The organism is Nocardiopsis moroccensis, assembly GCF_055763695.1.
In genome coordinates, this window is record NZ_CP199747.1 from 5,051,958 (window position 1) to 5,068,131 (window position 16,174).

General features: G+C 74.6%; 3 protein-coding genes. All 3 read left to right on the top strand.

The window, feature by feature from the left end; all coding sequences use genetic code 11:
• Window positions 1-11 precede the first annotated feature (11 nt).
• The 3 genes from ACUKCB_RS22370 to ACUKCB_RS22380 all read left to right on the top strand — a co-directional run bounded on the left by ACUKCB_RS22370 (window position 12) and on the right by ACUKCB_RS22380 (window position 16,117).
• On the top strand, window positions 12-10,895 hold the full coding sequence (locus ACUKCB_RS22370) for a WXG100-like domain-containing protein (RefSeq protein ID WP_473037560.1): 10,884 nt from the start codon (window positions 12-14) through the stop codon (window positions 10,893-10,895).
• 92 nt (window positions 10,896-10,987) lie between these two features.
• Window positions 10,988-12,727: a DNA polymerase III subunit gamma/tau domain-containing protein gene (locus ACUKCB_RS22375; protein ID WP_473037561.1), complete on the top strand. Its 1,740-nt coding sequence runs from the start codon at window positions 10,988-10,990 to the stop codon at window positions 12,725-12,727.
• 96 nt (window positions 12,728-12,823) lie between these two features.
• Window positions 12,824-16,117 (top strand): right-handed parallel beta-helix repeat-containing protein, encoded by a 3,294-nt coding sequence (locus ACUKCB_RS22380; protein ID WP_473037562.1) that lies wholly within the window; start codon window positions 12,824-12,826, stop codon window positions 16,115-16,117.
• The last annotated feature ends 57 nt before the right edge of the window (window positions 16,118-16,174 follow it).

Here is a 16,174-nt window from a genome sequence, read left to right on the forward strand (position 1 = left end):
CCCCCATGGGAATGGAACTGCCCCCCGAACTGCGGAACCTGTTCATGGTCCTGACCGGGTCGGAGTGGCCCACCGCCGACGAGACACGGCTGTGGCAGCTCGCCCAGGTCTACGGGACCACGGCTGACCGGTTGCAGGTCGAGCTCCCCCAGCTCGTCATCCGGATCAAGAACAAGGTTCGGGAGAACTTCGACGCCACTGCGGCGGACTTCTTCGACGAGTCGGTGGACCAGTTCACGGCAGGGGAGCGCAACTACCTCGGTGAGGGCACGGCGGTGGCCCGGGGGCTCCAGGAGTACGTCCACAACGCGGGCACGCAGGTGCAGTACGCCAAGTGGATGATCATCGGCCAGCTCGTGCAGCTGGCCGCGGAGATCGCTTGGGCGATCGCCATGGCGCCGTTCACGTTCGGCGCCTCCCTGGCCAAGATCCCGATCTTCCAGGCGATCGCCCGCACCGTCGTCGGGCGGGTCATGTTCCGGCTGATCTCGGAGCTGCTCCAGCAGATGATGATCAGCCAGTTCTTCGCGCTCACACTGGACGCGCTGATCCAGCGGATCCAGATCGACAACGGCGTCCGCGACGAGTGGGACACCAAGCTCACGGAGGACGCCGCCAAGGGCGCCATGCTGGACGGCCTGTTCGGCACCGCCGCGGCTTTCGGCGGCAACGCGCTTTCGGACCAGTTCAACCGACTGCTCGGCAACAACACAGGATCGGCCATCGCCCACCAGCTCGACGACCGCTTCCCCCCGGGCAACGGCCCGGGGACGGGCGGCGGGTTGCCCGAGGGGATCGGCTCGGTGATGGGCCGCAACGGTGACGAGCTGCTGCGCCCGTACGGGATGGACGACCGGCCCGGGTGGTCCCGCCCGGTCGACGGGGAGCGCTTCCGTACCGACATGGGGGACCGGTTCGCCGACTCCCTGGGCGGAGCCATGGGACGGGACCAGGCGCGCGATTTCGGTGAGCGTTACGCCGACGTGTTCGCCCGCCACTGGGGGCGGGGCGGCCTCGACGACGCCCTGGGTGACGTGGTGTCGAAGTACGGTCGCGGCCTCGACCCGAAAATGCGCGATTTCCTGACCACGGGTGTGCCCGGCGGGGTCCGCGACGGGCTCTCCGCCGTGGGTTCGCACTGGAAGAACTTCCTGGCGCAGCTCGGGGGCCAGGGCATCGCCAACGCGGCTCAGGGGATACTCGGCGAAGGTTTCTTCAACCTGCTTTTCAGCGACGAGAAGACCTTCTCCATCACGTGGCTGTCCGGGGTCTCGGGGTTCGTCTCCGGGGCGGTCCAGCAGAGCCTCACCCAGGGCGGCCTGATGCTCATCGACCAGCTCAAGGGAGCCGGTCTGCCCGACGGGGTACCCGAACTGCCCGATCCGCCGATGGGTCCACACCCTGAGGACGGCGACCGCGGTACCGGTGACGACTCTCCGGACCGGATCAGCGGAGCGCCGGGGACGGGGCCGGGCTCTGACCGGCCCTCCCCGGACCGGCCCTCTTCGGAGGAGGACGGCGGCACCCGTGGCCCGCAGGGGGACGGCACGCCGGATCAGCAGGGCGGCGGCACACACGGCGCACAGGACGGCGACACGACGGCCGTTTCCCCGGGGGCTCCGGCTCCCCCACCGCCCGACCGGGTCGTCACCGAGTCCTCCGCCATGAACGGCCCGACCGACACCGGTCCCTACCGGCCCGCCGCGCCGAGCTCCGGGAACCGCGGTGCGGACAGCCTTCCCGAGACCGGGGGTGCCCCCGTGCGGGGCTCCGACGAGGCCGTTGACACTCCGGCCGAGGACGTGCCGACCCCGAACATGACTTCACGGGATGTTCCGAACCAGGACGTTCCGACTCGGAACGCTCCCGGACATGACGCAACGGTAGGAAACGCTTCTGTTGAGGAGGTTCCGGTCCGGGATGCCTTTGGCCAGGAGGTGCCGGTAGGAAACGCTCCCGCTGAGGGCGTTCCGGTTCAGGACGCCTCTGGCCAGAACGCTCCGGCAGGGGAGGTCCCGAACCAGGACGGCGCCGTCTTCGACCGCCCGGATCAGCGGGTACCGGAGGAAACGGCTCAGACGAACGGCGGGGGCGGCGCGAGCGGGGTAGGTGCTTCGGACAGCACCGGTGCCGCACCGGTCAGCGGTGGTCCGGACCGGTCGCCCGACGGGCAGGACCGCACCTCCGACGAGGACTTCCCGACCCGGGTGACGGAAGACCGTACCGACGCTGACGGGCAGACTCCGGCCGCTCCGGCGCCGAATCCGAGTCCGGCGCAGAATCTGGTTCCGGGTCCGGACGGACAGGGAGCGGACGGCGGCACGGCGAACCCGCCGCGCCCGGACGGGGAAGCGGCTGGAGAGGGTCGCGGAGACGCTCGGCCCCGGGGCGGCGAAGAGGCCGGGGAGGGCAGTGGTTCCGGTGGGCCCTCCCGTGGCGAGGGCGACCAGCAGGGCCTGCCGCGCGACGACGGCGACCTCGACGCACCCGCCCCCGCGGCCAGCCGTGCGCAGGACCCGCCCCAGCACGCGGACGGTGCCCCCGGGCCCGCCGTCACGCCCCCGCCGGTGAACCCCGCCGCGCAGGGCCAGGAGTTCGCCGGGGACGGACGCCGACAGGCCCCGCCCACGAGCCGGACCGACACACCGCCGGCGGTCCGGCCCCGCCCCGAGCCCGACGCCCCGGCCCCCGCCGCCGAAGGGCTGCGCCCGCCCGAAGCCTGGCAGGACGCCCGTGACGGCGCCGAGACCGCGCGGGTGGGCACCAGCCGCGACGGATCCGGCATCGATACCGACGGGGTCGAGATCCTGGACGGTTCCACCAGGGACCGCCCGATCGTCTCGGTCGCCGAGCGCGGCTTCGACGTGCGCCGCGTCCCCCTCCCGGACCCCGGATCCGAGGGCCCGACCCATGTCACCGAGCTGACGGTCAGGATCAACTTCGACCCCGGCGACGACGTCCGCCCCGAGGAGGCCGACACCGCTCAGCGGGCCTTCCTCGACCGGGTGGACGACGTCCTCAACCAGCGCTACCGGCTGCCCGACAGCGGGGACCAGCTCCACGTCCGGGTGGAGCCGGTCGGTGCCGACGACCGCCCGCACGCCGACGTCACCTGGGTCCGCGACAACTCGGACCTGCCCGGGCGCAGCGATACCGCCAACTGGCGCCTCGACGACGGCGCCGACGTCTGGCTGCACGAGACCCTGCACCGGCTCGGCCTCGACGACGAGTACCGTGACCCTTCGCAGGAGCAGTCCGGCCGACCTCAGGCCGTGCTGCGCGGCTCACCGGACTCCACCGCCGTCCACGAGGTGGGCGGCTACATGGACGCGCCCGGCGGGCGCGACGGCCGGCCTCCGGAGATCCTCAACCGCTACCTGGAGCAGATCGAATCGCAGGCACACGGGGCCTCCCGCTACGATCCGCCCGCCCGGCTGGCCGACCTTCCCGGCCCCGTGCACCGAGACCTGGCCGCCCTGCTCGATCCCGAAGGGCGGCAGGACCCCTCCGACACCGTCTCCCTGTTCGGTGCCGCCTACGACAGCCGTGTGCGCGGTCTCGACGAGGACCGGGTCCGTGCCGACCTGCCGCCCCGGCTACGGGACCGCTTCGACCGCACGGTCGCGGAGTGGACGTCCGACGGCCGCCTGGAACGCGCCCTCGGCAGGGCGCGCACGGCCGGTATGGAGGCACCGCTGTCGCGGATGCCGGGCCGCCCCGCGCCGGTGCCCACCGAGGGCGGCGCGGAGCACCGCGCCGCGGGCCCCCTCTCCGACATCTTCCGGCCCAAGGACGGGAGCGGTGGCAGCGGCGGCAGCAGGACCGAGGACCATCCGATGCAGGACCTGTCGGAGAACCGGAATCGGACCAGCGGGAACAGGGGTGACGGGACCACCGGCGGCACGGGTGAGGGAACCTCGGGTGCCCCTCGCCGGGAGACGCCCCCGTCGCAACAGGATCGGCCCCAGCCGATCCAGAACGACCAGCCGACTCAGAACGAGCCCACCCGGCAGGGGCCGCCCCGGCCGGTGGGCACCGAGGCCACGGGCGTTCCTCCGGAACGGCCGCCGACAGCGAGGCCGGTCGACGCGGAGACGGTGCGGATGCTCGACGCACTCGCCGACGCCGGAACCGACGCGGACGGGGGCGGGTACCCCGGCCTGCGCGTGAACTCCGGCACTGACGCCCGAGGGTTGGGGCGACGCCTGCGCGACCAGCTCACCCGGCACGGTGTGGAACCGGACGGCACGGCACTCGGCGAGGCCCTCGACCGCATCACCGACGGCCGCGCCCGCCCGGGCGACGAGATCGGGGTCCCCGTCCGCGAGGTCCCCACCGGTGACCGCGCCGGGCGGGACGGCACCCCTCCGCCGGTGCGCGGGCAGGTGCGGTTCACCGTCGAACGGGCGTGGCGCGAGACCACCGACTCCCCCGACCGGCGGACCGGCGCCACCCACACGGTGGAGACCCGGGCCAAGGCCGTGGGTGCCGGGGCCCAGCAGTCACGCAAGAGCGTCAACCCCGTGCTTCCCGCGACCGTCATCGGCAGTATCGCCGGAAAGACCATGCTGATCTCCCCGCGTCTGAAGGGGTCGATCGCCGTCCGCCAGCGCGGCAGCGAATACCAGACGAGCGCGGAACGCCGCCACAAGCGCAAGGTCGACGTCGACGGGGAGAACCCGGCCCGCTTCACGGCCGACCTCACCGTGACGGCCTCCCTGGAGGTCGCCCCGCCGTCGGTCCCGCCCGACGGGGGCACCGAGCAGCAGGAGACGAGCGGACAGCAGCCCCCGCCCGCGCGTCCCGAGACCCGGGACCGGTCGGAGCGGCAGGACGGACGGGAGCGACCGCCCCGGCCGACGGAGCCGGTACGGTTCACCGACAGGCTGGACGACGCCTTCGACGTGGTCCTGCCCGGACACGTGCGCGACGGCGACGGCGACGGTGCCGTGGACGGCGGCGGGCAGCGCACCGCCGACCCCCGCGAGGCTCCCCGGCAATTCCGCACCGACGATCCCGCCTCGCGCGTCGGCGACGGTAACGGCACCCCGGTCCGCGCGCCCCGTTTCTCGCGCACGCTGGGCGTCCTCGACGGCGGACCGCCCGAGAACTTCCCGCTCGACATGCGGACGCTGCGCGAGACCCTGGGCCGGATGGACCACGGGGAGGTGCTGCACGTCCCCTACCGGGACGACTCCGGCGACTGGCAGTTCGCCGAACTCAGCGGCGGCCCCGTCGCCTACGAGCGGATCGGCCCGGAGATGGCCGACTCCTCCTTCTCCGACACCGACAAGTCCTCCACCAACGCCCAGAGCAACGCGGGGCGCACCAACAAACAGGAGATCCGTGCGGGGGCCGGCTTCCTCGGCACGATCATCCCCGGAGCGGGGTCGTCCTCCCTGCTGCGGGTGGGCCCCGAGGTGGTCGGCGGCGTCAAGGGAGCCCAGAAGTACACGCGCACCACCGAACACGGGAGCGAGCGCGTGCACGGGCCGGGCACCAAGGGCGACTCCGCCTTCTACCGGGTGACCCGTACCTACCGCGTCACGACCACCGAACAGCAGCACGCGGCCCCCGACGCCGGGAACACCGGCAACGACGCCGCCGCCGACCCGCACGGCGCCGGACGCCACGGCGGTCCGGTACGGCACCAGCCCAGGGTGCGGGCGGGCACGCTGGATCTGACCACCCTCGACCAGGTGTCGACCTCCGACGCCCGGGCGTTGGCCGGGGACGGCGCGGGGCACGCCCCCCGGGGCGGTCCGGCCGCCCCCGCCACCCCGGGCTTGCGCGCCGACCGGGTGGAGCACCTGGGTGAATCGGTCCCGGTGCGGGCCGAATGGAACGACGGACGCCTGCGCGACACCAACGGCGAGGCGCCCCTGACCGCCGTGGCGAACCGCGTCCACCGAGCGGTCTTCGCCGCCCACCCCGAGCTGGTGAACGACCCCGCCGGCCCCGGCGGAGACCGCCGGGGGTTCTGGGGGCGCCTGTGGCGCGGACCGGACCTGCGCGCCCTCAACACGCTGGCGATCCACGAGCAGGTCGGCAGGGCGGCGGCCGAGGCCGACAGCCTGATCACCGACGGCGTCCGGATCGTCCTGCGGGCCGGGGGGCTGCGCAACGCCCTGACGCCCGCCCCGGGACGGTTGCGCACGGTCGTCGGTGCGCTGCCCGGAGCCTCGTCCGTGCGTACCGACGACCGCGACGGCGCCGACTTCGTCACCGTCCGGCTCAGCGGTCGGCTCGACGACGCCCGTTTCGCGGGCTCCCGGAGAGGCGGGTCGCTGAGCTCCGGCCTCAACGCCTCGACCTCCCAGGGATCGGGCAGGCAGGACACCACCGCCTACGGTGCGGAGGGTTCGGCGGCGCTCCAGGTCCGTCCCGGTGAGACCGCCGCCGCCATGCCCCGCGGCATCGTCGAGGTCGGTGCCGGATACGCCTACGAGCGGGAGAAGACGACCCCCGCGTCCGGCACCCGCAAGTCCGGCGTCGAATCCTCCTCCAGCGCCAAGGGCGAACTGGACGCGTGGACCTACGCACTCCACCTGGAGGCCTCGATCGGGAGCAACGCGCCCGTCGACGTCACCCCGACGGGCGCCGGTGCGACCGCGGCGGGGCCCCGGCTCCTGGTCGAGGGCCCCAGAACGGCCCCCGTCCCCGGTGAGCTCGGCCCGTTCGGCCCGGAGACCGACCGCGCCGCCGAGGCGGACAGGGCCCGCACGGACGCCCGGCAGGCACTGGACCAGGCCCGGCGGGCCCGTGGCAGAGTGGACGAGCTGCGTGCCGAACGGGACCGCCTGGCCGGCCTCGTCGAGGAGCTCCCGCGCCGGGAGGCCGGCCTGGCCGATGCTCAGCGCGAAGCCGGCAGCACGCGCGAGGAGGCCGCGCGGGACGCTCGGGCGGCCCAGGAGCAGGAGCGTACTGCCGCCGAGGCCGAGAACGTCGCCCGTGAGGCCCGGCGGGAGGCGGTCCGGCACCGTCTGGAAGCCGCACGGGACCAGCAGGAGGCGGCGGTCCTCCGCAGGAACGCGATCGAGAAGATGCGGGCCTACGCCGAGGCGCTCCGCACGGAGAAGGAGGCGCGCGACCGCCACGACGGCGGAGCAGCGCAACCGTCGCGGGAACGGACCCCCGCCCCCGCGCCGCTGCCGCAGCCGAGCGACACGGGGGCGGACGCCCTCGGCGATGACCCCGACCAGAGCGCGGCCGACCGCGCCTGGGACACGGCGGTCGAGAACTGGGAGGCCCTGGAGGACGCGGCGCGGGACGCGGGCGGCGAGGTGAGGGCCGCCGAGACGGCCTTCCGCGCGCCCCCTCGGCAGTCGTCCTCCGACGGCGGCACGGCCGCCGCCCCGCCGCGGCCGACGACCCCGCCGGCGGTCGAGAAGCTGCGCACGGCGGCCGAAAAGGCCGTGCAGGCCACCGACCGTCGCAACGATGAGGCCGACACACAGGACGACAAGGCCACCGGGGCCGAGGAGAACGCCGGGCTGCGCGAGGGCAAGGCCTCCCAGCGCCGTGCCGAGGCCGACACCGCACGGCGGCGGGCCGCGGATTCCGGGCTCCGGGCCGGAGAGGCCGAGCGGCTCGCCGACAAGGCGAGTCAGGACCACGACGAGTCCGTCGCCGCGGAGCGTGACCTCCCCGCGAGGGAGCGGGAGCTCACGGAGGCGCTGGACGACGAGCGGCGGGCGCACGCCGGTGCCGCCGCCGCGCACGGGCGCGGAGAGGAGCACCGGTTCGCGCTGGAGCGTGACGCGCGCCTTCGGACGCCCGGGGACCGCACCGGGGCCCCCGATCCCGGGGACCACGCCGGAACACCGCGCCCCCGGGCGGACCTCGACCTCGACGCGCTGCCGCACGCGCCCAGGCACACCGAGGCCCGCAGCCTCTGGGACACCGTGGTGGAAGCCGTCCGCTCCGCCCCCGGATTCACCGCCGCCTCCCGTTCGGGAGAGGCCGTCATCGGCCACTGGCGCGTCCTCAGCTCGGCCAAGGCCCTCGCCGCACACACCATGGACGTGCACAACGGCGGGCTCCCCCTCCAGGGGCAGTTCGAGGACGGCGTGCGCAGGCGCGCCGACCTCTCCCTCACCCTCCACGCCGAACGCACGTCGATGCGCACCTCCGGCGCACTGCGCGAAAGCGGCGTCGACCTCACCTACAAGACCGAATCCGACAGGGTCACCGGTGCCGGCAGGAGCTCATCGCACAACACGGCGGTCGGAGTGAAGGGGCAGGGCACCCCCAACCCGGCCGACACCAGGAACAACCGCCTGCGTTTCAGCGCGGGCGCGGTTCCCTACGCCTCGAAGCAGACCCGGACCGAGGGGGACACCACCACGTTCGGTGAGGAGGACAAGGTCTCCCTGTCCGGCAGCACCGTGGACGTGACGACCGCCGACCGGTTCACCGTGCAGGCCAGGATCCGCAGCCGCTGGAACCTCCTCGTCTCGGTGCCCTACAGCTCCACCACCGAAACCGCCGAACCCCCGAAGCCTGCAGGTCCCGCCGACGCGACCGGCGGCACCGGCGGCGACCGGAACCGGGACGACGGCGACCGGGACGACGCCGCACCCGACCGCCACGGTGAGCCCGGGTCCACCGAGGCGCGTTACCGCGTCCTCGACCTCGCCCAGAACGCCGCCCTGCCGGGTACCTCCGGCCTCGACGCCGCACTGGCGCGCGCTCGCGCGGCCCCCGACGGCACCGGGTTCGTCCCCGGACGCGAGAGCTCCGGATACGCCCTCAACGGCATCGACACCGCGGGGGCGGTCGAGGGCATCGCCCAGCGGGTGCGGGGCCGGGGGGTCGAACTGACCGAGCAGAGCGAGCACGACATCCAGGTGGCCCTGTCGGCCACCAACACCCGGGGGACCAACCGTAGGCTGCAGACCGGCGGACTCGTCCTGCCCGTCCGCGTGCGCGAGGACGCCTTCGGCGAACAGCGCCTCAGCAGCGGCGGCTGGCTGCGCCTGGAACTGGGCCGCAACGGCGACCCCGCCTTCGGCCCGGTCGAGTCGGGACTGTCCTCGGAGCGCTCCGTCTCGGAGTCCACCGAACACAACGAGTCCCGCGGAAGACAGAAGAAGCACGGTGTGACCGCCACCGCGGACGGCGGCTTCAACCCCGTCCCGGCCACCGGGACCGGCCCCGGCGGCGCCCCTACCTTCCCCGGCGACCGCTACTACACCAACACGGGCACCGTCGGCACCGGCTGGGAAACCGCGACCACCAGTACCGAACTGACCTCTGACACCGACACGCGGAACACCTCGCGGACGGTCAAGGCCCCCGGAGTCACCGCCACCACCCCGATGAGGGTCGACTTCACCCTGTCGGTGGACAACTGGCGGGGCGGTTCGCGCGGCCCGGTCATCACCGGCACCGTCGACGTGGGAAACCGCAGGGAGGTGTTCCAGGCGGGGACCTTCCGCCCCACGTCGCCCCCCTCGGCCCCCGTGGCCTCCGCCCCGGTCGCCCCCTCCCGGGCCGGCGCCGACGACCCCGAAGTCTTCGCCCGCGACTGGCGCGGCCGACTCGGCCGGGGGGAGACGGCCCTGCCTCCGGTGGAGGGTGTGGGGCAGCGCCCCATCGCCGACGCGGCACTGCTCGCCCAGGCGCGGGCGCTGGGGTGGCAGCCCGAGGGCACCGAGCGGGTCACGCCCGGGGCCGCCGCCGAGTACCTGCGTGAAGGGCGGTCCGGGTCCAGGGCGCACATGCTCGGCGCCGCCGTCGACGAGCAGGTGCTGCGCGGGTTGTTCGACGCGGCCTCCGGGAGCCGCGGCGCCGTCCTGGTGGGCAGGGACCCCCAGGGACCCTTCGCCGTCCCCGGCCTGGAGACCCGGCTGTTCACCCAGGTCGACCCGGACGGGGCCACCGTCATCGGGGCGACCGAGGAACTGGCGACCGGCAACGACACCCAGAAGTTGCACCGGGACGAGCGCGCCACCGCCCACGCCGGATCGACCGCGCTCACCACCGGGCTGGACCTGTCGGGTATGAAGGCCGTGCAACAGCCCGTCTCCGACTTCAACGAGAGCCGGGCCCTGGTCGGCGGCGGCGTGGCCACCGCCGGAGCGAACAGCACCGCGGCGGGCGGCGGCAAGCAGTCGTCCTCCACGATGCGCACCGACACCGCCGCCCCCGTCAAGGGGCGCGGCTACCTGGTGCGCTTCCCCGTCGACGCCCTGCTCATCGCCCAGGACACCGCGTCGGGCGGGCCGCCGCGGGCGGAGTGGGCCAAGTCCACCGTCGACGTGTGGCTCGGCCCCGACCAGCTCCGGACGGTGGCCACCGGGGTGCACGACGACTCCGTCGCCTCGTGGGACACCGTGGCGCAGCGCCAGACCGAGGCCGCCGCCACCGAGAAGGCCCTCGGCGCGGCGGTCGACCGGGAAGCGGGTCTGGACCGGTCGGAGGAAGCCCGGGCGAGCGCCCGCACCGCCGCCGACCTGCTGTCCCTCGGCTCCGACGCGGACCCCCGGATCTGGGCGCCCGAGACCTCCGACGGGCTCCGGGCCGTACGCGACTACCTCGGCTCCACGGACGACGACCACGGTTGGGGCCGACCGGCCGACCGGACCGAGGCGGAGCACCGGGCCGCCCTGAACGGGCTGACCGCGCTCCAGCGGGGCGCGGGAACCCCCGCAGGGCTACCCGTGGAAACGGTGGAAGCACTACGCGACCTGGTCGAACGCCGAAACGCCCTGCACACCGCGCTGAACTCGCACCGGGCGGCCCTGGACGCCTACTTCACGGCCCTGGACACCGCCTTCGCGCCCCCGGCCCGGCCGGACCCGACCACCCCGCCCGCCCCGACCGACCCGCCGACGGGCACCACGCCCCTGCAGGCGGCCTTCGACAGCGCCCTCAACCCACCCGCCGGATAGGCGCCCGGAACCATCCCCGCCCGTGCCGCCCCTCCGCGGCCGGTCCCCGATCCACCGGAAGACATCCGGTGCCCGAAAGGACGAGACGAAGAATGACGGACAGAACCGAGACACCACGCGGTCCCGACCGTGCGGGGCCCGTCCTCAGCTCGACTGGGGAAGCCCCCTCGGCGGCGGCCAAGGACGCCATCGGGTCCCCGCCCGATCGGAGCCCGGCCCAGTCCGCCCCCGCGCCCACCTCCTCCGGCCCCACCCCCGCCGCGGCCGGTACCACGGCCGAGAGCACCGATCGCGGACGCCGGGCCCTGCTCTCCGCGCTGGCGCTGCGCGGCGTCGGCGCCGCCCGCCCCGTTGACGGGGCCGACAACCCCGACAGCGAGCGCTACCGGCCGAGCCGCCCCGTCCTCGCGGTCGCGGCCATCGCCGGTCTGCTGCTGGTGGCGGCCCCGTTCGGGCTGTCCGTGGCCGAGGACCACCAGGGCGCCGCGCTCCTCAACGGCGACCTCGCCTCGGGTGGCTCCACGGACCGGGCGACCGCCACCGCCTCGGGCGCCGAAGCGCAGGGAGGAGTAGCGCAGGAGGGAGCCCCTGGAGGGGACCAGGGCGGTGCCCCCGAGGGGGTACAGGGGTACGTCCCCGAGGTGCTGCCGGAGAGCCCGGGCGTTCCCGGAGCGGATGCCGGAGCCGACCCGGGGGCGGACCCGGGGGCCGGTTCCGCACCCGGTTCCGCCGCTGATGGGTCCTCCGGGGGGCCGGGCAACGGCGGCCTGCCCGAACGGCCCGTGGAACCCCGGTCCGGCGGCCCCGAGGGCGTACCCGTCCCCGGCTCCTCCGAGGGAGAGGACGACCGGGGCGAGGCCGGGGACGGCGGGAGCGGCGGCGGGAGCGAGCCCGTGGGCGTGCCCGTCGAGGAGGGATCGCTGCTGGCGGACCTGCTGGCCGAACGTGACGGGGGTTCCGAGCAGCCCGCGGAGCCCGAGGAACCCAGCGGGTCCGGGGAATCCGAGGATCCCGAGGATCCCGAGGATCCCGAGGATCCCGCGCCCGGTGGGGGCGAGGACTCCGAGAAGGACCCCGGGGGCGGCGAGGTGGCCGGGACGCTCAGCGCCGGGGAGGAAGGCCCCGCCGGGGAAGTTCCCGACGGGCAGGACACCGGGTCGGACGGTGACGTCGCGGAGGCGGGGCTGCTCAGCGCCGGTGCCGGCAGCAGCCGCGAGGGGGACGACGACAGCCGTCCCGAGCCAGAGCCCGAGCCCGCACCGGAACCCGAGCCCGCACCGGAACCCGCGTCCGCACCGGAGCCCGAGCCGGAACCTGCACCGGAGCCGGAACCCGCGCCCGTGCCCGAACCCTTCCGTGCGGTCGCCGGACCCGGCTGCCAGGCGGAGGGGGCCCGGTACCAGGTGCACGGTGGAGGCGTCTGGCGCTCGGGACCGGCGGGCTACTCCGGTTCCGGATGTGACGACGGCTTCGACGTCATGGCCGTGAGCGGCGACCCCGGCGGCGGTGACACCTCCGCGGAGTGGACGTTCTGGCCCGGGCGCCCGGGCGCCACCTGCACGATCAAGATCCTCGTGCAGAACGGCCCCGAACCGCTGTGGGCGAACGGGGTGCCCACCCACTACGAGGTGTTCGACGGCGAGACCACCGGCGGTTCCCCCCGCGGCGGCTTCGACGTCACCCGTCCCGACAGCGGCCGGTACTGGGCGCTGACCGAGATCCACGACGTCGGGGAATCGTTCACGCTGCGCGCGCGCAACGCGGGCGCCGTCCCCGAAGGGGGCGAAGCGCCCCAGCTCCCCCTGTCGGTCGTCGAAGCCGAATGCCGCTGACCGGAGCGTAAGCACTCAGAACCCCGAACCGGTACAGAAGTAGGACGAGCCCGCGGACCCACCGGTCCGCGGGCACAGAAAGGAAGACGACAGGCGATGAACCGTCACGTGCGCGCGGTCGACCCCTCCGGCGGAGCCGAGTTCCGCACCATCGGCGAAGCCCTCGCCGCCGCCGGTGACGGCGCCGTACTGTCCCTTGCACCGGGCCGCTACGACGAGCGGCTCGTGCTCACCCGCGTGGTCACCCTGATGGCGGCCGAGGGGCCCGGGACCGTCGAGGTCCTGTGCTCCTCGGGTTCCGCCGTCACCTCGGTGGCCGAGGCGGTCAAACTCACCGGCCTCGTCCTGCGCGGACGCGACCCGGAGGCCCCGGTGGTCGACGCCGCCGCCGGGCAGGTCGAACTGGCCGATTGCGAGGTCGAGGGGGCCGCGTGGGCGGCGGTGCTCGCCCGGGGGGAGGGGGCCCTGGCCCTCCGGGGCTGCACCGTCCGCTGCACCGTCGGAGCGGGCATCGTCGTCACCTCCGCCCAGCCCAGCGTCATCGAGGACTGCCTCATCGAGGACGTCGGCACCAGCGGTGTCGTGATCAACGACAGGGGCGCCCCGGAGGTACGCCGGTGCACCATCCGGGACGCCGGCGCCAACGGCCTCTACGCCGCGGGCGGCGGCGCCGGCCACATCAGCGACTGCACCGTCTCGGGCACCGCCAAGGCCGCCGTGGTGATCGAGGAACACGCGGCCACGGGCCTGCGCGGACTGCGGGTGCGCGCGGTCGCCGACGACGGGGTCGTGCTCTCCACCCGTTCGTCCGTGGTCGTCACCGACCTCGTCGTCGAGCAGCCCGCCGGCCGCGGCCTGGTTCTGCGCGCCGGCACCGACCCGCGCCTGGACCGGGTCCGGATCACCGGCAGCGGCGCCGCCGGCATCGTCGCCGAGGACAAGGCCCGCGGCCACGTCCGCGACTGTGAGGTCCGCGACGCCGGTGCGGAGGGGGTCGGTGTCACGGGCCGTTCCTCCACCGCGTTCAGCGGTCTGACCGTGCACGGCACGGAGGCCGCCGGGATCCGCGTCACCGAGGACTCCACCGCCGAGTTCGACCGCGTCACCGTGGGGCGCACCGCCGGGCCCGGGGTGGAGATCCTCTCCGGTGCGGCGCCCTTCCTCCGCAACGGCACGGTGACCGGGGCGCGGAGCCACGGTGTGCGCTGGGACGGCGGCGGCGGACGGGTGGAGGACTTCGAGATCGCCCGTGTCCGCCGGACCGGGGTGTACGCCGCGGCCGGAGCCCGGGCCTCCCTGAGCGGGGTGCGGGTCATCGGCGCCCGGGAGAACGGTGTCGCCGCCGTCGGCGGCGCGGTGCTCGACCTGCGCGACGGCGAGGCCTCCGGGTGCGGCGGCGACGGCGTGGCCGTGCACGCCGAGGGCGAGATCACCGCGCTGCGGGTGCGTTCGCACGAGAACACCCGCAACGGGGTCCTGGTGGCCGCCGGCGGCCGCGCCGTGCTGCGCTCCTGCGAACTGGTCGGCAACGGCGGCGACGGGGTCCTCGTCGGCAGCGGCGAGGACGTCGTCCTCGACGGCTGTACCGTGCGCGCCAACGGCAGGGCGGGACTGCGCCAGACCGTCGCCGGAGGCCGCCTCAGGGCGGACTCCCTGGTCAGCGAGGACAACCAGGCCCAGGACCGGTACGGGCCCGACGCCGTCCCTGCCGACATCGCCGACACCGCGACGGGGACGGCCGCCGGGGACGACCCCGAGGACGACGAGGAGCGGGGGCCGCTGGCCGAGCTCCAGGCCCTCATCGGCCTCGACAGCGTCAAGGACGAGGTCACCACCCTCGTCAACCGGAACAGGATGGCCCGCCACCGCGCCGAGATGGGCCTGCCCTCGCCGCCGGTGGCCCGGCACCTGGTCTTCGCGGGCCCGCCGGGCACCGGCAAGACGACCGTGGCCCGCCTCTACGGGCGTGTCCTGGCCGACCTGGACGTGCTGCGCTACGGGCACGTCGTCGAGGCCGCTCGGGCGGACCTGGTCGGCCAGTACGTCGGAGCCACCGCCATCAAGACCACCGAGGTGTTCGAGAAGGCGCGCGGCGGCGTGCTGTTCGTTGACGAGGCCTACACGCTCTCGGCCGACGACGGCGGCGGTTTCGGCCAGGAGGCCATCGACACCCTGGTCAAGCTGATGGAGGACCACCGGGACGAGGTGGTCGTGATCGTCGCCGGCTACGCGGCCGAGATGGACGGCTTCCTGTCCTCGAACCCCGGTCTGGCCTCGCGTTTCTCGCGGACCGTCACCTTCCCCAACTACGGCACCGAGGAGCTGGTGCTCATCGTCGAGCGCCTCGGCGCCGCCCACAGCTACAGCCTCTCCCCGGACCTGCGGCCGCTGCTGTCGCAGCACTTCGAGGCGCTGCCCAAGGGGCCGACGTTCGGGAACGGCCGCGAGGCCCGCAGGGTCTTCGAGCAGATGGTGGACCGCCAGGCGCACCGGCTCGGCGAGGACCCGCCCGCCGACCCCGCCGAGCTCACCGTGCTCACCCCCGAGGACCTGGGAGCCCGCCCCGAGCAGTCGTCCGGCCCCGGCGGGGCCGACGTCGCCGGACTCCGCGCCGAACTCGACGCCCTGACCGGCCTGGCCGAAGTCAAGTCCACCGTCAACGACCTGGTCAACGTGCTGGTCTCCGCCGAGCGCCGGCGCGGGATGGGCATGCCGACGCCCAGCCTCAGCCACCACCTGGTCTTCTCCGGTCCGCCCGGCACCGGCAAGACCACCGTCGCCCGGCTCTACGGCCGGCTGCTGCGCGCCCTGGGCGCGCTCCCCGGCGGCCACACGGTGGAGGCGGCCCGCTCCGACCTGGTCGGACGCTATATCGGCCACACCGCCCAGCTCACCCTGGAGACCTTCGAGAAGGCGCGCGGCGGGGTGCTGTTCATCGACGAGGCCTACACCCTCACCCCCTCCGGAGCCAACGGCGATTTCGGTCAGGAGGCCGTGGACACCCTGGTCAAGCTGATGGAGGACCACCGGGACGAGGTGGTCGTGATCGTGGCCGGCTACGACGCGGAGATGCGGCGCTTCCTCGACTCCAACCCGGGGCTCGCCTCGCGCTTCTCCCACCACGTGCGGTTCGCCGACTACTCCGACGGGGAACTGGTCTCCATCGTGGGCCGGATGGCCGCTGACAGCGGGTTCACCGTCCCGGAGGAGACCGCCTCCGCGCTGGGGGAGCACTTCGCCTCGGTGCCGCGCACCGACTCCTTCGGCAACGCCCGCTACGCGCGCCAGGTCCTGGAGCGCATGATCACCCGCCAGGCGGGCCGTACCGTCGCCCTCGCCGAACCCACGCGCGAGGAGCTGACCCTGCTCACCCCCGCCGACGTGCCCTGACCGCGCCGAGGCAGCCGCTCCTGCGGCCCCCGTCCGGGCCCCGATCCGTCCCGGACG

What these genes read in the sequence shown, in the direction of transcription:
- ACUKCB_RS22380 (WP_473037562.1), top strand. Translation starts at nt 12,824, where the DNA reads ATGAACCGTCACGTGCGCGCGGTCGACCCCTCCGGCGGAGCCGAGTTC.
- ACUKCB_RS22370 (WP_473037560.1), top strand. Translation starts at nt 12, where the DNA reads ATGGAACTGCCCCCCGAACTGCGGAACCTGTTCATGGTCCTGACCGGG.
- ACUKCB_RS22375 (WP_473037561.1), top strand. Translation starts at nt 10,988, where the DNA reads ATGACGGACAGAACCGAGACACCACGCGGTCCCGACCGTGCGGGGCCC.